This window comes from Pedobacter aquatilis (genome assembly GCF_030409415.1).
GTDB classification, from domain to species: Bacteria; Bacteroidota; Bacteroidia; order Sphingobacteriales; family Sphingobacteriaceae; genus Pedobacter; species Pedobacter aquatilis.
The window spans coordinates 649,693-667,899 of record NZ_JAUFPW010000012.1 but is presented as its reverse complement, the minus strand read 5'-3'; the positions used below and the strand labels follow the sequence as shown (position 1 = coordinate 667,899).

Here is an 18,207-nt window from a genome sequence, read left to right as displayed (position 1 = left end):
CTGAGTTAATCGGGGCATTTTTTTTGCTTAAAATTAACGATGGAAAATTTAGAAAAACATGCCGAGTTTATGCGCTTAGCCATTACACTTTCGGCTAAAAATGTTACTGAAAATATTGGTGGCCCATTTGGCGCAGTTGTAGTTAAAGATGGAGAAGTTGTAGCGGCATCTGGTAATAAAGTTACATCTACAAACGACCCAACCGCACACGCAGAAGTTTCGGCAATTAGATTGGCCTGCACAAAATTAAACACTTTTGATTTAAGCGGTTGTGTAATTTACACGAGCTGCGAACCTTGTCCAATGTGTTTAGGTGCAATTTACTGGGCTAAAATTGATACGATTTACTATGCAAACACTAAGGTTGATGCTGAGAACATTGGCTTCAGCGATAAGTTTATTTATGAGGAACTGGAAAAAGAGATGAACAAAAGAAGTTTACCCATTTTGCAATTAATGCGTGATGAGGCAATGGAAGCTTTTAAACTTTGGGAACAGTCGCCGATGCGAATAGATTATTAATAGAAATCGACTTTTGCAACCTGTCATCCTGAGCTTGTCGAAGGACTTAAACTTAAAAATTTAAGGCGTTTCGACAAGCTCAACGTGACAAGCATTTAAAATATTGTAATTTTAACCTATACTTTTATTTGCTGGCTTCTTTAGCAGTAAGCAAACCGATCATCGAATCAATTTCTTTTACTACACCATCATCAGAGCCTGAAAAACCTACAGCTTTAAACCTGATATTCCCTTCTCCATCAATTACAAACTTTGTCGGAATTCCATCAACTTTATAAGCGCTTACGATATCAAATTTCGATGGGTCTTTGACGTTTTTAGTATCGTACAAAACGTTGAAGTTTAGTTTTTTCTCGGCAATAAAATCAGTAACAACCTTTTCTCTATTTTCTTCATTTTGCCATGTATTCACATATAAAAATACCACATTAGGATTATTAGCATACTTGGCCATAGCTTTTTGCATACCTGGAAAAGATGCCACACATGGACCACACCATGTTGCCCAATAGTCCAGAACTATAATCTTTCCTTTTAAGTTAGCGAGGCTAACTTTTTCCCCTTTTAAATTTGCCAAAGAAAATGTTGGAGCAGGAATGTTAATCATTTTCTTAGTCCATTCAGCTTTAGCTTTTGCAATTGCCTCTTTTTCTAAACCTGCCATAAATGTTTCGTAAGTACCTTCTTTTTTGAGACTAGCATACAAAGTTTTAAAATCATTCTTTAAGGAATCAGAGGCTTTTCCTTCCTTAATCAATTTCTCAGCTTCGGTAAATGCCTTTTCGTTTTGTCCGTTTTTAATTAAGTAAGTAACATAACGTGTGCTTACATCAGGAGGAATTACTTTATAAAATGAGATTGCTTTTTCTTGTGTTTCTAAAGCTTCCTTAAATTTTTTGTCGTGAAAAAGAAGTAAAGCATAAGTATCTGCATACATGCCCCAGCTTTGGTCTAATGCTTTAGTGTAATCTTCCTGAGTTTGATAGTAGCTTGGCTTTTCATCATTCTTAGCTGATTCAATTAGTTCAAGCGATTGCTTAGAGATTTTTGTAGCAAATGCAACGTTTTCATTTTTCTCTGCCAAAGGCCAGGCGAATTGATTGTACAAACCAGCACGAGTAGTTTTCGCATCAACTTTGTTAGCATATAATTCAAACTTCGCATCATTATTAGCCTTTGCGAAAGATTCTGCAACCAATCCATTAATTGAATTTAATTTGCCCGCGTCTGCCTTTTTGCTTTTATCCAGCTTAAATTTAGAAATCAAATGATTTGCTTTTTGTTCCAAAACAACCGCATCTTTTTCTGAATACAAAGCGTTCATTTCTTGGCCGTATGCATAATTTCCAACCGGAAATTTCTTTAAGATAATTGCTTTAACAGAATCGGCCTGTGCTTTTTTCTTTATTAACAAGTATGCATTTAACATAAACTCCAGGTCGTTTTCTTTCACTTCCTTTAATTTCGATGTATTTTTTATACTTTGTTCTACTAATTTGATGCCTTCTTCTTTATTTGCTTTATACTCTATCGAAAGGTAGGAATAGCGATTAGTATTAATTAAGCTGGGTTTGATCGTAAAAGCCTGTTTATATAATGCAGCACTTTTTTCATAATCCAAAGGCATACCCAAATAGAATTTCCCAGCTAAACCATATAGAAATGCCCGATTGATATAAGATTCAGCAGCAATTTTCCCATCCTTACTAAATGCCAACATATAACCTTTTGCCGATTCATCTTTTTGTTCATCAACAGAAAAAGCCAAAGCCGCTAACGTTGTACTGTCTGTGGTTTTAAACTCACCTTTGTAAACCTCTCCTTCTTTAACTAAATCAATTTTTGCACTCTTCGGATTAGTTGTTGAAAAGAAATTAAATACGACGCATTTAACATCACTCAAGTTTTGCAAACTTGTACCCTTCGGGTCATAAGTAAATTTAACCGTTGCGCCTGCTACAGGTTGTTCCTCTGAAAATTTAACGGATTGAGCGCCTGCCAATTTTACCATAAAACATAGCAGCAGAAATAATTTTAATCGTTTCATATTGAAAAGGTTAGATTTAAAAATAGACAAACTAAATATATAGTTATTGTTTTGAATATCCAAATTAATCTTTAAAATTTTAGGGTATAATTATTGTTAATATTTTATTCATGACCTACGAGCAAAAAATCTCTCACCAGCTAGAATTTTGGAAGTTTAAAACTTTACAAAAACCTTCATTACTGAATAAGGTTACAGATAAGGTACAGAAGAAAATAAATAGCTACATTCCTGATAAAGTGCACAATGCAATAACCGTGGCCATCAAGCAAATGGTAAAAACTGTACTTTTCGGTTCAACCTTTACTACTTCAAAACCTACGGTTGATTTAACTTTTATGCATCGCGAAGCACTAATAAAGCAAAAGATTGAAAACTATAAAAAAACCGGTGCCGCAGAAGGTGGAATTACCGGCGCAGGCGGTTTTCTGATGAGCCTTGCCGATTTTCCCATCCTTTTAGGTATAAAAATGAAGATGCTTTTTGATATTGCCGCTGTTTACGGTTACGATGTTAAAGATTACAGAGAACGGTTATTTATCCTCCACATTTTTCAACTGGCATTTTCTAGCAAAGAGGAAAGCCAAAACGTTTTTAATAAAATGCAGAACTGGGATAATATTGCCCATAAACTGCCAACAAATATAGATGAATTTGATTGGTTAACTTTTCAACAACAATACCGCGATTATATAGATTTAGCAAAACTCGCTCAAATGCTTCCATTTATCGGCGCTGCTGTTGGTGCGGTGGCAAATTATAAACTTATCGAAAGATTAGGCAAAACTGCGATGATGAGTTATAGAATGCGATATTTTAGTCTTCAGTCTGTAGTTCTTAGTCATGATTTGGCTAAAGACTTACAACTAAAAACTCCAGACTAATTAATTTTCCTCCTCAAACATTCCACTAATTAGGTCGTCAGTTTCGCGGCGATCTTTTTTGGTTGGTCTTCCTGTGCCCCTATCTCTCTTCAAACTCGGTGCGTGAAACGCAGATTTAAAGGCATGGGTTTCCTCAACAGGTGTTAAATCTTTATATTTGGTTAAGGCTGTAGGAGAATCTGTTCGATTATAAGAAAATTCTACAACCTCAATAATTTTCTTCTCTATACCTTTAGATACTTGATAAACATCTCCGATTTTAACAATTGCAGAAGGTTTTATGTTCTGTCCATTAATTTTCACACGCCCTGCTTTACAAGCATCGGTAGCCAAACTTCGGGTTTTGAAAAGTCTTATTGCCCACAAATATTTATCGATTCTAAGTTTTTCTGCTTCTGCCATATTTGCAAAACTACGTTTAATTGATTAATTGTTGAATTGTTAGATGGTTGAAAATTAAAATTGATAATTGAAATTTGTAATCAATATGTGTATTAACAATACAGCAATCTAACAATTTCATCAATATTTCTGTGAGGGAATCGCCAGTTATAGATAATTTTAAGTTATTTTGCGTAAAATTTAAAAACATCATGTATTCAGATTTAAAGAAATTAATTGAAGCCGCTTGGGAAGATAGAACCCTTTTAAAATATAGTAATTATTGCGAAGCCATCGAAGCCGTAATTATGGGGCTTGATAAAGGAGAAATCCGCGTTGCTGAGCCAGTTTTAAACTCTTGGGGCATTAATGAATGGGTAAAAAAAGCTGTTATTTTATATTTCCCAATCCGTGAGATGAAAGAAATTAAAAGCGGTCCGTTTGTTTACCACGATAAAATGGATTTAAAAACCGACTACAAATCTACAGGTGTACGTGTTGTGCCAATGGCTAGTGCTCGTTATGGTTCATTTTTAGCTAAAGGTGTAATCATGATGCCATCATATGTAAATATTGGCGCTTATGTTGATGAAGGTACAATGGTTGATACCTGGGCAACGGTTGGCTCTTGCGCACAAATCGGAAAACGCGTTCACTTAAGCGGTGGTGTAGGTATTGGCGGTGTTTTAGAACCTGTTCAAGCAGCGCCGGTTATTATTGAAGATGATGCATTTTTAGGTTCGAGAGTAATTGTTGTTGAAGGTGTTAAGGTTGAGAAAGAAGCTGTACTTGGTGCAAATGTTGTATTAACTGCATCAACAAAAATTATTGATGTAACAGGCCCAACTCCAGTAGAATATAAAGGAATTGTTCCTGCACGTTCGGTAGTTATTCCAGGTAGTTACACTAAAAAATTCCCTGCCGGAGATTATCAAGTTCCTTGTGCTTTAATTATTGGTAAACGTAAAGAAAGTACAGATAAAAAAACTTCGCTTAACGATGCTTTAAGAGAAAATAATGTAGCTGTTTAAAACATGGCTTAAGGTATAAGGTTTAGGGTGTAAGGCTACATCAAAAACCTTAAACCTTTTACCCTAAACCTTTCACCATTATGAAAATCGGCTTCGATGGCAAGCGTGCTGCAAATAATTTAACAGGATTAGGAAATTACAGTCGCTCGCTAATTGAAAGTTTAGCACATCAATTTCCGGAGAATGAATATTTCGTTTATTCGCAGAAGGTTAAGGAAGCCAAGCAAATCCAATCTTTTTTTAAAGTAAAAAACATCTTTCTGAAGCTTCCGCAAGGCACTAAGTTTTTATGGCGAAGCTTTAATATTTTAAAAGATTTAAAGAAGGATAAAATCCAGATTTTTCATGGTTTAAGTCATGAAATTCCTATCGGAATATCTAAAACTAAAATCAAATCAGTTGTTACCATTCACGATTTAATTTTTCTCCGTTTCCCGGAATATTACAAATTTTTCGACAGGAAACTTTATGAATGGAAGAGTAACTTGGCTTGCAAGAATGCGGATAAAATCATCGCCATTAGCGAAAAAACAAAAAGTGATATTGTTGAACTTTATAACATCAATGCTGATAAAATCGAAGTCATTTATCAAAGCTGTGATGATTCCTTTAAAACATTACTTCCTCCAGAAACCTTATCAACAATAAAAAAAACGTATAACCTACCTGATAAATACATTTTAAATGTTGGTACAATAGAACCTAGGAAAAACCTTAAGTTACTTATACAAGCTTTAAAAAATGTTAATAGCGATTATAAACTCGTAGTTATTGGTAAACCAACACCATATTTAGAATCTGTAAAGTTGGAAATTGATAGGCTTGGTTTAAATGAGAGAATAATTTTTCTTAAAAATATTCCATTTTCTGATTTGCCCGGCATTTATCAGCTTGCTGAGCTATTTGTTTATCCCTCATTTTATGAAGGATTTGGCATTCCGATTATCGAAGCTTTATACTCAAATGTACCAGTTGTGGCAGCAACAGGTTCTTGCTTAGAAGAAGCTGGTGGAGCTGGTAGCATTTATGTTAATCCGAACAATGCTAAAGAATTATCAGAAGAAATCAATAGAATTTTAAACGAACCAAACTTAAGCAGTCATATGAAAGCAAAAGGGCTGGAATTTGTTCAAAAATTCAACAGCCCTTCTATAACGCAGCAATTAATGAATTGCTATATAAATGTTTTAAAATAATTATTTAGAAGCAACAGCAGGTGGATATTGCATTAAAATTTCGCTAATTCCTTTGTTCAAACGCTCCTCTCTGTCTTTTAAGTTATCAAGGTTAAATCCGCTTCCGCGACCATGCCATACTAAAGTTTTCGATTTTGGGTCTAAAAAATCGATGATAACGGTGCCTTCCATGAACTGGTTAACGTTGGTCATGCCGCCGCCTCCCCAGCCGCCCCAACCCCAGCCCCAACCCCAACCTGGGCCGTAAAAACCTGGGCCATAATTGTAAACTTCGGTACGCTCTCTGGCCACAACAACTAAGTTAACTAACAAATCTGGTTTTGCAGATTTTGTAAAACCCTTTGCATTCAAATCTGCTTCAACGGCAGCCATCATTCTGCGTTTGTCCAAATTATTCATTCGTAACCTGGTTAAACCCTTATCGTAAAAATTATAAGTTTTGTAGTTACCGAAATTTGCGGTTTTATCGTAATCAGATGCTGTACGTAATGAAGAGCAACTGCTGAATGCTATTACAATCGCGAATAGCATTAGTAATTTAAGTGAATTTCTCATATGCGTTTAATTTGTGTGTTTCTTTATTTATAACCTACTTAAAAATACGAATATTTATGTGAAATAGATTGTATAATCGCTTAATTTTTACATTATTATTGTCATTTTAAAACGTTTTGAAAATCCCTTTGTTTTTGCTAAAATGTTAAATATTATTCGATTGAGAAATTTAACATCTTATCTTTGTACATGCTTAAAGATGAAATCAATAAAGCTTTAGAAGTTTTAAAATCTGGTGGAGTAATTCTTTATCCAACTGATACGATTTGGGGACTTGGTTGCGACGCTACAAATCCGGAAGCCGTAGAAAAGCTCTTAACGATTAAAAACAGACCAGCAGAAAAAAGCTTGATTATTTTATTAGATACAGAAAATAAAATTCAAAGCTACGTAACCGAAGTGGCTGATGTTGCTTATGATTTAATTGAGTACGCAGAAAATCCATTAACGATTGTTTTTTCTGGTGCAAAAAATTTAGCTGCAAATGTGATTAATGCCGATGGAAGTGTAGGAATTAGGGTTGCGAAGCACGATTTTTGTACGCCACTGATTCAGCGATTTAGAAAACCAATAGTGTCTACCTCTGCAAATTTAAGTGGAAATCCATCTCCAAAATATTTTGATGATATAGATTCCCAGATTATCGAAGCTGTAGATTACGTTGTAGATTTCGAACAGGAAAATCGTACCGAAAAAAAACCATCAACCATAATGAAACTTTCTTCTGGTGGCCAATTCGAATTTATTCGTAAGTAATTTTGTTACTTTTGTAGAAAATATTAGCAGGTTGTCAACCTTAATTTATATCGGATCCTTAAAAAGAAGCTGAAATGAATTTAGCAAAACAACTTCACAACTATGCAGCAACATTTACAAAATCCTATTTTTAAAACCCTATCGCTAATTGCCGATAAAAACAATACTAAAGCTTATGTTATTGGTGGTTTTGTTCGCGATTTGTTTCTAAACCGTTCTTCAAAAGATATAGATGTTGTGGTTGTAGGAAGTGGTATTGCTTATGCAGAGGCTGTTGGCAAAAAATTAAACACCAAAGTTGCTGTATTTAAAAGTTTTGGAACAGCAAACATTAAACATAACGATTTAGAGATTGAGTTTGTGGGTGCCAGAAAGGAATCCTACCGTTTAGATTCGAGAAAGCCAATTGTTGAAGATGGAACTTTAAGAGACGACCAGCTTCGTCGCGATTTTACCATAAATGCCTTGGCTATTAACTTAAATGCTCAACATTTTGGCGAATTACTTGACCCATTTGATGGAATCCAAGACATCGAACAAAAAATCATCAGAACACCACTTGATCCTGAAATTACCTTTTCTGATGACCCATTAAGAATGATGAGGGCGATTCGCTTTGCATCGCAACTTAATTTTAGTATTGATAAAAAGGCAATTGAAGCCATCAAATCTCAAAAAAATCGCATTAGCATCGTATCAAAAGAGCGCATTACAGATGAAATGAATAAGATTATTTTGTCTGCAAAACCATCAATCGGCTTTAAACTTTTATTTGATACAGGCTTATTGCATCTAATTTTCCCTCAAATGGCACAGCTTTATGGTGTCGAAATTATTAAAGGAAAAGGCCACAAAGATAATTTTTACCATACATTGGAGGTTTTAGATAACATTTGTGAAACAACTGATGATTTATGGTTGCGTTGGGCTGCAATCCTGCACGACATTGCTAAGCCTGCTACTAAAAGATTTGAAGAAGGACATGGCTGGACTTTCCACGGACATGAAGATAAGGGTGCTCGCATGGTACCAAAAATTTTCAGTCAGCTAAAGTTACCTCTAAATGAGAAGATGAAGTTTGTGCAAAAATTAGTTCAGCTGCACCTTCGTCCGATAGTTTTGGCGCAAGATACCGTTACCGATTCGGCCGTTAGAAGGTTACTTTTTGATGCAGGTGAAGAAATTGAAAGCTTAATGCTACTGTGCAATGCCGATGTTACAACTAAAAACGAATACAAAAAGACGAAATACAGAAACAACTTTGAACTGGTAAAACAAAAACTTAAGGATGTTGAAGAACGGGACCAGATAAGAAACTGGCAACCGCCTGTAACCGGAAATGATATTATGGAAACCTTTGCTTTAGAGGCAGGCAAAGAAGTTGGCATCATAAAAAATGCGATAAGAGAGGCTATTCTTGAAGGAGAAATTGCAAACGATTACCACCAGGCTTATAATTTTATGCTAAACTTAGCCAAACAAATGGGTTTAAATCCTGTTAATAAATAATTTAATTGCCTGAGCGATAAAACAAACAACCTTTTTGTTGCGTTTGTTTTTTTGTGATGAAACAAATTAACTTTATTTTTACGGCTCCAAAGAACAATAATGGCTATTTATAAATTTAAAATTACCTTCGAAGATTTTGATGATGTTGTACGTGAAATTGATATCAAATCTAATCAAACCTTTGAAGATTTGCACAAAGCGATACACAAATCAACAGGTTACAATGCAGAAAAATCTTCATCATTTTATGTGAGTACGGATAATTGGCTAAAAGGTGATGAAATTGCGTATTTACCAAATGATAGAAAAAAAGACCGCGTTGTTTTAATGGAAAATTCAAAATTAAGCGGCTTTATAGAAGATCCTCATCAGAAATTTTATTATACGTATAATTTTGATCGTCCTTATGATTTCCACGTAGAATTGGTTAAAATTGTATTGGATGCAGACCCTCATATTGAATATCCATTTTTAGCTAAAAGTACCGGAGAAGCGCCAAAAATTATGGAACAAAAAAGTGGTCAGGTTGTTGATGCCGGAACTGCGGTTGCTTCTGCAAATGAATTTGATTTCTTGAATGAAATGAATTTTGTACCTGAAGATACGGATGAACTGGAAGCGATGGGCGAAATGGGCATTAATGAAGAAGAGCGTGATGAAGAAGATGAAAGCGAAGATGATGAATTTGGCGATGAATTTTCGGATAACGACAGTTACGAAGATGATAACCAGAAAGACGATTATTAATTAAACATATTATCGAATAATATTTAACTGTCGGACAAATCATCCGGCAGTTTTTTTATATAAACAAAATGGCAAAAAGCGAAAAACCTAAAACTTTGGTTGTAATTGTTGGACCAACAGCTATTGGAAAAACGGCTTTATCCATACAGATTGCTCAACATTTTAAAACAGAAATCATTTCTGCTGATTCCCGACAATTCTTTAAAGAAATGGAAATTGGCACTGCAAAGCCTGATGCTGATGAACTGAATGCAGCTAAGCATCATTTCATAAATTCTCATTCTGTAACAGAATTATTCAGTACCGGAGATTTTGAACAAGATGCCTTAAAAGTTATCGATAATATTTTCGTAAATCATAATATCGCCATTATGGTTGGCGGCTCGGGTTTATACATCAATGCTGTTATTAATGGTTTAGATGAAATGCCTGAAATTGATATGCAGATTCGTTCGAAACTCAACCACCAATTTGAAACCGAAGGATTGGAATCGATTCAAAAACAACTGAAAGAATACGACCCTGAATATTTTGATAAAGTGGATCAGAATAATCCGCAGAGAATGATTAGAGGTTTGGAAGTTTATTTATCCACCGGAAAAAAACTTTCATCGATGTTATCGGCAACTAAAAAAGAGCGCCCGTTTAACATCATTAAAATTGGTTTAAATACTGATAGAGCCATATTATACCACCGAATTAATGAGCGAGTTGACAAAATGCTTGATGAAGGACTTTTAAAAGAAGTTGAATCTTTAATTGAATTTAGAAGTTTAAATGCATTAAATACAGTTGGCTATAGCGAAATATTCGATTATATGGATGGAAAAGTTTCTCTTGATGAAGCCATCTCAGCTATAAAACAAAATACCCGTCGCTTTGCTAAAAGACAATTAACTTGGTTTAGGCGAGATGAACAAATAAATTGGTTTGAGCCTAATCAAACAGAAGCCGTAATTGATTTAATTAACCGAAATCTAGGCTCATAAAAAAAGCTGTATCATACTTATAGATTTACGAGTTTGCAAGAATTTAATTTGGCACTTTTCGTCATGCTCAGCTTGACTGGGCATCTTAATGCTTTATTTAGAAATAACTTTAGTTTACTCCTATCGCTTTAAGATTCCCGTTTTCACGGGAATGACGAATATTCAAAATATTATCAAACAGTAAATCTCTATCAGTATAAACAGCTATCTAATTAATCCTTAATTAGGAAATTTAACGCCTCTATATTGGGTAATATCAACCACGGGTATATTTGAACCATACTTGCCGTTAATCGCATTAATAAACACATTTGCAATAACAGCATTTCCCCTTGGAGTTAAATGAACGCCATCCAAAGAGAAAGCGCCGCCTGTAATAAATGAAGAATTTATACCAACACCTTGTATAACAATGCCGGTTTTAACCTGATTTAAGTAACTGTAAGTATCAGCAATAGCTAAACTTTTGCTATCGGCTAAAGATTTAATCGTGCTGTTATAACTCAATACATAATCTTTAACTTTAGCAACTTCATCCTTATCTAATACCCAATTATTTGCAATCGGATTTAGAGGATGCAAACCATAAGGTAAACCTGAAGTGTTTGGAACACCAAATAATCCTGAAGATTGGAAGGGTAAACGAATTAAATCCTCAGCTGTTGCTGTTCTCACTGTTCCTGTGCCTGTTTGTATAAAAATTGCATTAGCAGCAGGATTTATTGCCTTTGCAGCGTTTAAAAGCGCCCCAACAGTTACTGTATTAAAATAGGGTATTGAGGTTACATCAGGTATGGTGGCAACCACACCTTTCTGACCATTTGCTGTCAATGAATTAATCAAATTCGAATATAAAAGTGCGAACGTAGATTTATCTGTTAAAACATTTGTAGCATCAGTTGTTACGCCGCCATTAGTTGCATAACCTAATGCGTCATTGTTTCCCAACCAAAGTGAGAAAAAAGTATGATTTCGAGCTTGAATAAATTGGAAATAACTTACTGTTCCAACTTGTGTATCTGTTAATAAACGCTCTAAGTATGGATTTGCAGCTCCAAAAGGTGCAGCAAAAGCCAAATCTACACGCATACCCGGAATGCCCAAATTCTGAACTTCGCCAGTATATTTTGTTAGTTTACCAGTTGCATCTCTTAAAGCTAAATTGGTTGTAACTGGGGTTAAGGTTGGTGTTCCATTTACCAATGCTGTGAGCGATAAATAACCCGAACCATTTGCCTGAGCATCTGTAAAAAATGGCGAAGTGAAACTTCCACCACCTACTGTTGCCATTTTAGCAGCAATCAAGTTAGGGTAAGCGACCTTTTGTCCTTCCAGATAAAGTCCGCCATCTGCGAAGCCAGCGGTAAGGGAATTACCAACTGAGATATACTTACTAAAATTTGCTTGGCCAGCCGAAGTGCCGACTGCAGCTTCTATCTCTGGCTTGCAAGAAACTGCCAATAATATTGCCGTAATTAATAAACTATTGAATATATATTTTTTCATGTGAAAATCTCCTACCACTTATATGTTAATGAAATACCAGGTGCATAAACCAAAGTCTTAAATGTTCCATCTAAACCTGTTTCAATATTTTTTTGCTTACGCGATTCAACATCTTCAAAAAAGAAAGATGCATTTACTTCGAATTTTGATGTAAATGAATATCCGGCTCCGGCACTTAAAATATAACGATTAGCATCTGGTGCTTCTGGTGTAACAAAACCGTCTTGAACTGGTGAAATCGCGTATCCAACACCGGCCCTTAATGCAAGTTTGTTACTCGCTTGATGGTTCACGCCTAACTTAAACGATGAACCATCACGATAATTACGTGCCGATTTAGTATCAGCCAAAGCTGTTGTATTTATAGCATAATCAAAAGCAAGTTCTTTATAAACCCTCCATTGAACCCAACTCGCGTCAAATGCTAAAGTTGTGCTTTTAGAAATAGGAATACCAATTCCTAAGGTTGTTGTAGATGGCAATGGTAATTCTGCGTTAAATGTATTTCCATCTGGGAAAGAAGGTTTTAACGAGCCCGGGACATCAAAAGTTGCATCACCATCGTTTAGTTTGGTTATTACTTTTGACCTATGAACTACAGCAAAGGTTACATTACTAAGTGTATTAATGTAAATACCTGCATTCCATCCAAATCCACTACCAGTTCCTTCAAGTGTAGCATGGCCTGAACGACCATCAGGATAATTTACTGGTAAAGCACGCTGAAGATTTACCTCACCATGATTATATACAAAACCAGCTCCAATACCGATTCTATCAGTAATTTTAACACTCAAGGTTGGCTGAATATAAATTGCTTTTAAGTTTAGGGAAGTTAAAGTGTATTTACCAGACCAATCATTGCCCCAATCTACCATGCCTCCGAAGGGTGTATAAACGCCTATGCCTAACTTCCATTTGTTAGATTTTGGACCCCAAACAGCATAAGCCTCAAATGGTGGTGCAATTTTATTTTTTACATTCTCAGAAATATTTGAACCACTTTGTTGAAAAACGGATTTGAAAAGTAATGGGTTAACGCCCGCAGAAATTGAGTTTTTCTCTAAAAAACTTACTGCACCTGGGTTAAAAAATACGGATGCTTCATCTAACGCCAAAGCTGAGCCAGCCCCCGCCATACCTATTTGCTTTTGTCCTTGTAAATTAACCTGAAAACCTTGCCCTAATACCCAAAGTGGAGCAGATAGTAATACGCTCAATAAAATTTTTTTCATACTTATAAATGGTTATAGCACAAATGCATACTATGCTAACATAGTAGCCAATAATTTGTTTAAGAATTAACAAAGAAAATTAGGCCTGCGCTGTTGGCCCGCCAAAGCCCATTGGAAACGGTGGTTCTTCCTGTGTTTTGATACGCCCGTTCGCTGCCTCAAACTTTTGGATATTATCATCCAATGCAGTTAGTAAACGTTTTGCGTGTTCTGGTGTTAAAATTATTCTAGACTTAACTTTTGCTTTTGGGATTCCAGGCATTACACGAATGAAATCTAGAACAAATTCCGTATTGGAATGTGTAATAATTGCAAGATTAGAAAAAATTCCTTCCGCAATTTCTTCAGACAATTCTATGTTTAACTGGTTTTCGTTTTGTTGCTCGTCCATAACTTGATTATAATAATCGGTAAAATGAAGTCTTAAAGGTAAGGTTTAATCATTAGCATTAAAATTATTGCGTACAAAAAAAGGGCTGTTTCTATTCGAAACAACCCTTCTTAAAATGATATGATATTTCTATGCTTCTACTTCTTCTTGTTTCGAAGCTAATAATTTATCGTATTCTTCTTGAGAACCAACGATGATTCTTTCGTAACCACGAACACCAGTTCCTGAAGGAATTAAGTGACCAACGATTACGTTTTCTTTCAAGCCTAACATATTATCGCGTTTACCTGCAATTGCCGCTTCATTTAATACTTTCGTAGTTTCCTGGAACGAAGCCGCAGAAATGAACGATTTAGTACCTAACGATGCACGAGTAATACCTTGTAAGATAGAACTTGCAGTTGCTGGTCTTGCATCTCTAACGGTAATCTGTTTCAAATCTTTACGTTTCAATTGAGAATTTTCATCTCTTAATCTACGTAATGAAACGATTTGACCTGGTTTGAAATCATTTGAATCACCTGCATCTTCAACAACTTTCTTATCGTACATTGCGTCGTTTTCATCAGCAAAATCCCAACGATCAACAGCATTGTTCTCTAAGAAAATAGTATCTCCCGGATCCTCAATGTGAACTTTTTGCATCATTTGGTGAACAATTACCTCGAAATGCTTATCGTTAATTTTCACACCTTGCAAACGGTAAACCTCTTGAATACCATTTACTAAGTATTCTTGAACCGCTGCAGGACCTTTAATTGATAAGATATCCGCAGGAGAAATTGAACCATCTGATAAAGGCATACCAGCTTTCACAAAGTCGTTATCCTGTACAAGGATGTGTTTAGACAATGGAACAAGGTATTTTTTTACTTCACCATCTTTAGATTCGATAGTAATTTCACGATTACCACGTTTAACACCACCTAAAGTTACAACACCATCAATTTCAGTTACAACTGCCGGATTAGATGGGTTACGAGCCTCGAATAACTCAGTTACACGAGGTAAACCACCCGTAATATCTCGGGTTTTACCAGTTGCACGTGGAATTTTAGCGATAATCTGACCAGTTTGGATAGCTTCACCTTCATCAACTGAAACGTGAGCACCTACTGGAATGTTATATCCTTTGATAAATTCACCTTTCTTATCAACAATTTGAACAGAGGGGTTTTTAGTTTTATCACGTGTATCAATAATTACTTTTTCACGGTGACCAGTTTGCTCATCTGATTCTTCGCGGAAAGTTACACCTTCGATAATTGCATCGAATTGCGCTTTACCTGCAAATTCAGAGATGATAACCGCGTTATACGGATCCCAAGAACAAATTTTATCTCCTTTTGAAAGTTTATCGCCTTCTTTAACGAATAAGAATGCACCGTAAGGGATGTTATTTGTAACAATAACTCTTCCGCTTCCTGGCTCAACAATTCTGAACTCACCAGAACGGCCTAATACAACTTGTACTTTACCATCTTCTGTTTGAGTATCAACTGTACGGATGTTTTCAAATTCGATAACACCATCAAATTTAGCTACGATGTTTGATTCTGCAGCAATATTTGATGCAGTACCACCCACGTGGAAAGTACGAAGTGTTAACTGTGTACCCGGCTCACCGATTGACTGTGCAGCAATTACACCAACAGCCTCACCTCTTTGAACGCGTTTACCAGAAGCTAAGTTACGTCCGTAACATAATGCACAAACACCACGCTTAGCTTCGCAAGTTAATACCGAACGAATTTCGATACCTTCTAACGGAGACTCTTCAATCGCTTTTGCAACGTCTTCGTTAATATCTTCGCCCGCACCTACTAATAATGTGTTATCCAGTGGATTATAAACATCATGTAATGAAGTACGACCTAAAATTCTTTCGTATAATGGCTCAACAATATCTTCATTATCTTTTAATGCAGTTGTGTACATACCTCTTAAAGTACCACAATCCACATCATTAACAATCATATCTTGTGCAACATCATGTAAACGACGGGTTAAGTAACCAGCATCAGCTGTTTTTAATGCCGTATCCGCCAAACCTTTACGAGCACCGTGAGTAGAGATGAAATACTCTAATACCGATAAACCTTCTTTAAAGTTTGATAAGATTGGGTTTTCAATAATATCACCACCAGAACCAGATTTTTGAGGTTTCGCCATCAAACCACGCATACCGCAAAGCTGACGAATCTGCTCTTTAGAACCACGTGCACCCGAATCAAGCATCATATACACCGAGTTAAAACCTTGGTTATCGCTAGATAATTGGTTCATTACAAAGGTAGTCAATCTGTTGTTGATACGAGTCCAGATATCGATAATTTGGTTGTAACGTTCGTTGTTTGTAATGAAACCCATGTTATAGTTGTTTCTTACTTCTTCAACTTCGTTAGCCGCTTGCTCTAATAAAGTATGTTTCTCTACAGGGATATTTACGTCTTGTAAGTTGAACGATAAACCTCCTTGGAAAGCCATTCTAAATCCTAATTCTTTGATATCATCCAAGAATTGAGAAGCACGAGCCATACCAGTCATTTTAACTACTTCACCGATAATATCTCTTAGCGATTTTTTAGTTAATAACTCATTGATATAACCAACCTCTGCAGGAACTAATTGGTTAAATAATACTCTACCAACAGTAGTTTCAGTTAACTTGTTAACGATAGAACCGTCATTTTGCTTAACATTAACCCTCACTTTGATGAAAGCATGTAAGTCTAATTCCTTTTCGTTATAAGCAATGATAACCTCCTCTGGAGAATAGAAATTTGAATCTTGTCCTTTTACAACTCTAGTTTCATCAGTTCTACGGCCTTTAGTAATGTAATAAAGACCCAAAACCATATCCTGAGATGGAACCGTAATTGGCGTACCATTTGCAGGGTTTAAGATATTGTGTGCTGCCAACATTAATACTTGGGCTTCCAAAATTGCTGCATTACCTAAAGGTAAGTGCACAGCCATCTGGTCACCATCGAAATCGGCGTTGAATGCAGTACAAACTAATGGGTGTAACTGGATAGCTTTACCTTCAACCAATTTAGGTTGGAAAGCCTGAATACCTAAACGGTGTAATGTAGGTGCACGGTTTAATAATACCGGATGTCCTTTCAGTACATTTTCTAAGATATCCCAAACTAATGGATCTTTTCTATCAACAATTTTCTTCGCTGATTTAACTGTTTTTACAACACCTCTTTCAATCATCTTGCGAATAATGAATGGTTTGTAAAGTTCAGCTGCCATATCTTTTGGTAATCCACACTCGTGTAATTTAAGGCTTGGGCCTACAACAATTACAGAACGAGCTGAATAATCCACACGTTTACCTAATAAGTTCTGACGGAAACGACCTTGTTTACCTTTCAAAATATCTGAAAGAGATTTTAGGGCACGGTTACCTTCAGTTTTTACCGCGTTAACTTTACGTGAGTTATCGAATAACGAATCTACAGCTTCCTGTAACATACGTTTCTCGTTACGTAAAATAACTTCTGGTGCTTTAATCTCAATTAAACGTTTTAAACGGTTATTACGGATAATTACACGACGGTATAAATCATTTAAATCTGAAGTAGCGAAACGACCTCCTTCTAATGGAACTAAAGGACGTAATTCTGGTGGAATAACCGGAACGATTTTAACAATCATCCACTCTGGGCGATTCTCAATACGTGTATTAGCACCACGGAAAGCTTCAACAACCTGAAGACGTTTTAAAGCCTCATTTTTACGTTGTTGAGAAGTTTCGTTAGCAGCCTGGTGACGTAAATCATAAGATAAAGTATCTAAATCAATACGTTTCAATAAATCTTCTAATGCTTCAGCACCCATTTTGGCGATGAATTTATTAGGATCTTTATCATCAAGATATTGGTTCTCTTTAGGTAATTTATCTAAGATATCTAAATATTCTTCCTCTGTTAAGAAGTCCATATAGTTGATACCTTCTTCAGCCATTAAGCCTGATTGAATAACCACGTAACGCTCGTAATAGATAATTAGATCTAGTTTTTTAGTAGGTAAACCTAATAAATAACCGATTTTGTTCGGTAACGAACGGAAATACCAGATATGCGCAACAGGAACCACCAAAGCGATGTGACCCATGCGTTCTCTACGTACTTTCTTTTCTGTTACTTCAACACCACAACGATCACAAACGATTCCCTTATAACGGATACGTTTGTATTTACCGCAATGACATTCGTAATCTTTTACCGGACCAAAAATACGCTCGCAAAACAAACCATCACGCTCAGGTTTGTAAGTACGATAGTTAATCGTTTCCGGTTTCAACACCTCACCGCTAGAGCGTTCCAAAATAATTTCCGGAGACGATAAGCTAATCGTGATTGATGTGAAATTGCTTTTTAATTTATTATCCTTTTTGTAAGACATATCTCTTTCTTAAGTTTTAAGTTTTAAGTTTTACGTGATAAG

The 18,207-nt window shown here is 35.7% G+C and carries 15 protein-coding genes; 8 read left to right on the top strand and 7 right to left on the bottom strand.

Annotated elements, in window-relative coordinates:
* Positions 1-39 precede the first annotated feature (39 nt).
* On the top strand, positions 40-522 hold the full coding sequence (locus QWY86_RS06970; RefSeq protein WP_290240185.1) for a nucleoside deaminase: 483 nt from the start codon (positions 40-42) through the stop codon (positions 520-522).
* Between the two features lie 124 nt (positions 523-646).
* On the opposite strand, the gene QWY86_RS06965 is transcribed toward QWY86_RS06970, so the two are convergent.
* On the bottom strand, positions 647-2,569 hold the full coding sequence (locus tag QWY86_RS06965) for a TlpA family protein disulfide reductase (protein ID WP_290240182.1): 1,923 nt from the start codon (positions 2,567-2,569) through the stop codon (positions 647-649).
* Between the two features lie 110 nt (positions 2,570-2,679).
* On the opposite strand from QWY86_RS06965, the gene QWY86_RS06960 reads away from it, so the two are divergent.
* Positions 2,680-3,453: an EcsC family protein gene (locus tag QWY86_RS06960; RefSeq protein ID WP_290240181.1), complete on the top strand. Its 774-nt coding sequence runs from the start codon at positions 2,680-2,682 to the stop codon at positions 3,451-3,453.
* On the opposite strand, the gene QWY86_RS06955 is transcribed toward QWY86_RS06960, so the two are convergent.
* Positions 3,454-3,855, bottom strand: coding sequence for an RNA-binding S4 domain-containing protein (locus QWY86_RS06955; protein ID WP_290240178.1), 402 nt, complete (start codon positions 3,853-3,855; stop codon positions 3,454-3,456).
* Positions 3,856-4,046: 191 nt separating this feature from the next.
* On the opposite strand from QWY86_RS06955, the gene QWY86_RS06950 reads away from it, so the two are divergent.
* Both QWY86_RS06950 and QWY86_RS06945 read left to right on the top strand, forming a co-directional pair.
* Complete coding sequence (locus QWY86_RS06950; RefSeq protein WP_290240176.1) at positions 4,047-4,865, top strand: 2,3,4,5-tetrahydropyridine-2,6-dicarboxylate N-succinyltransferase; 819 nt, start codon at positions 4,047-4,049, stop codon at positions 4,863-4,865.
* Positions 4,866-4,945: 80 nt separating this feature from the next.
* Complete coding sequence (locus tag QWY86_RS06945; RefSeq protein ID WP_290240174.1) at positions 4,946-6,061, top strand: glycosyltransferase family 4 protein; 1,116 nt, start codon at positions 4,946-4,948, stop codon at positions 6,059-6,061.
* Here the strand turns inward: QWY86_RS06945 and QWY86_RS06940 are convergent, their stop codons facing one another.
* Positions 6,062-6,616: a DUF4136 domain-containing protein gene (locus tag QWY86_RS06940; protein ID WP_290240172.1), complete on the bottom strand. Its 555-nt coding sequence runs from the start codon at positions 6,614-6,616 to the stop codon at positions 6,062-6,064.
* Positions 6,617-6,805: 189 nt separating this feature from the next.
* On the opposite strand from QWY86_RS06940, the gene QWY86_RS06935 reads away from it, so the two are divergent.
* The 4 genes from QWY86_RS06935 to miaA all read left to right on the top strand — a co-directional run bounded on the left by QWY86_RS06935 (position 6,806) and on the right by miaA (position 10,617).
* Positions 6,806-7,372 carry an L-threonylcarbamoyladenylate synthase gene (locus tag QWY86_RS06935; protein WP_290240169.1) on the top strand — a complete coding sequence of 189 codons (567 nt, stop codon included), beginning with the start codon at positions 6,806-6,808 and terminating at the stop codon, positions 7,370-7,372.
* Between the two features lie 102 nt (positions 7,373-7,474).
* Positions 7,475-8,881, top strand: a complete 1,407-nt coding sequence (locus tag QWY86_RS06930) for a CCA tRNA nucleotidyltransferase (RefSeq protein ID WP_290240167.1) — start codon at positions 7,475-7,477, stop codon at positions 8,879-8,881.
* Positions 8,882-8,980: 99 nt separating this feature from the next.
* Positions 8,981-9,628, top strand: coding sequence for an IS1096 element passenger TnpR family protein (locus QWY86_RS06925; RefSeq protein WP_290240165.1), 648 nt, complete (start codon positions 8,981-8,983; stop codon positions 9,626-9,628).
* A 68-nt stretch (positions 9,629-9,696) separates the two neighbouring features.
* Positions 9,697-10,617: a tRNA (adenosine(37)-N6)-dimethylallyltransferase MiaA gene (miaA, locus tag QWY86_RS06920; protein ID WP_290240162.1), complete on the top strand. Its 921-nt coding sequence runs from the start codon at positions 9,697-9,699 to the stop codon at positions 10,615-10,617.
* A gap of 219 nt (positions 10,618-10,836) precedes the next feature.
* On the opposite strand, the gene QWY86_RS06915 is transcribed toward miaA, so the two are convergent.
* From QWY86_RS06915 to rpoC, 4 genes are all read right to left on the bottom strand, one after another.
* Entirely contained in the window at positions 10,837-12,123 is a 1,287-nt protein-coding gene (locus tag QWY86_RS06915; RefSeq protein WP_290240159.1) for an SGNH/GDSL hydrolase family protein, read from the bottom strand.
* An 11-nt stretch (positions 12,124-12,134) separates the two neighbouring features.
* Positions 12,135-13,358 (bottom strand): OmpP1/FadL family transporter, encoded by a 1,224-nt coding sequence (locus QWY86_RS06910; RefSeq protein ID WP_290240157.1) that lies wholly within the window; start codon positions 13,356-13,358, stop codon positions 12,135-12,137.
* A 79-nt stretch (positions 13,359-13,437) separates the two neighbouring features.
* Positions 13,438-13,749 carry a DUF3467 domain-containing protein gene (locus QWY86_RS06905; protein ID WP_231462600.1) on the bottom strand — a complete coding sequence of 104 codons (312 nt, stop codon included), beginning with the start codon at positions 13,747-13,749 and terminating at the stop codon, positions 13,438-13,440.
* A gap of 129 nt (positions 13,750-13,878) precedes the next feature.
* The gene (rpoC, locus tag QWY86_RS06900; protein WP_290240155.1) at positions 13,879-18,165 is read right to left on the bottom strand and encodes a DNA-directed RNA polymerase subunit beta'; all 4,287 of its coding nucleotides are present in this window, start codon (positions 18,163-18,165) and stop codon (positions 13,879-13,881) included.
* Positions 18,166-18,207: the final 42 nt, after the last annotated feature.

Bases quoted from the DNA above. Each gene is read 5' to 3' on its own strand.
- QWY86_RS06905 (WP_231462600.1), bottom strand. From the start codon at position 13,749: ATGGACGAGCAACAAAACGAAAACCAGTTAAACATAGAATTGTCTGAA.
- miaA (WP_290240162.1), top strand. From the start codon at position 9,697: ATGGCAAAAAGCGAAAAACCTAAAACTTTGGTTGTAATTGTTGGACCA.
- QWY86_RS06955 (WP_290240178.1), bottom strand. From the start codon at position 3,855: ATGGCAGAAGCAGAAAAACTTAGAATCGATAAATATTTGTGGGCAATA.
- QWY86_RS06945 (WP_290240174.1), top strand. From the start codon at position 4,946: ATGAAAATCGGCTTCGATGGCAAGCGTGCTGCAAATAATTTAACAGGA.
- QWY86_RS06940 (WP_290240172.1), bottom strand. From the start codon at position 6,616: ATGAGAAATTCACTTAAATTACTAATGCTATTCGCGATTGTAATAGCA.
- rpoC (WP_290240155.1), bottom strand. From the start codon at position 18,165: ATGTCTTACAAAAAGGATAATAAATTAAAAAGCAATTTCACATCAATC.
- QWY86_RS06930 (WP_290240167.1), top strand. From the start codon at position 7,475: ATGCAGCAACATTTACAAAATCCTATTTTTAAAACCCTATCGCTAATT.
- QWY86_RS06965 (WP_290240182.1), bottom strand. From the start codon at position 2,569: ATGAAACGATTAAAATTATTTCTGCTGCTATGTTTTATGGTAAAATTG.
- QWY86_RS06915 (WP_290240159.1), bottom strand. From the start codon at position 12,123: ATGAAAAAATATATATTCAATAGTTTATTAATTACGGCAATATTATTG.
- QWY86_RS06925 (WP_290240165.1), top strand. From the start codon at position 8,981: ATGGCTATTTATAAATTTAAAATTACCTTCGAAGATTTTGATGATGTT.
- QWY86_RS06910 (WP_290240157.1), bottom strand. From the start codon at position 13,358: ATGAAAAAAATTTTATTGAGCGTATTACTATCTGCTCCACTTTGGGTA.
- QWY86_RS06970 (WP_290240185.1), top strand. From the start codon at position 40: ATGGAAAATTTAGAAAAACATGCCGAGTTTATGCGCTTAGCCATTACA.
- QWY86_RS06950 (WP_290240176.1), top strand. From the start codon at position 4,047: ATGTATTCAGATTTAAAGAAATTAATTGAAGCCGCTTGGGAAGATAGA.
- QWY86_RS06960 (WP_290240181.1), top strand. From the start codon at position 2,680: ATGACCTACGAGCAAAAAATCTCTCACCAGCTAGAATTTTGGAAGTTT.
- QWY86_RS06935 (WP_290240169.1), top strand. From the start codon at position 6,806: ATGCTTAAAGATGAAATCAATAAAGCTTTAGAAGTTTTAAAATCTGGT.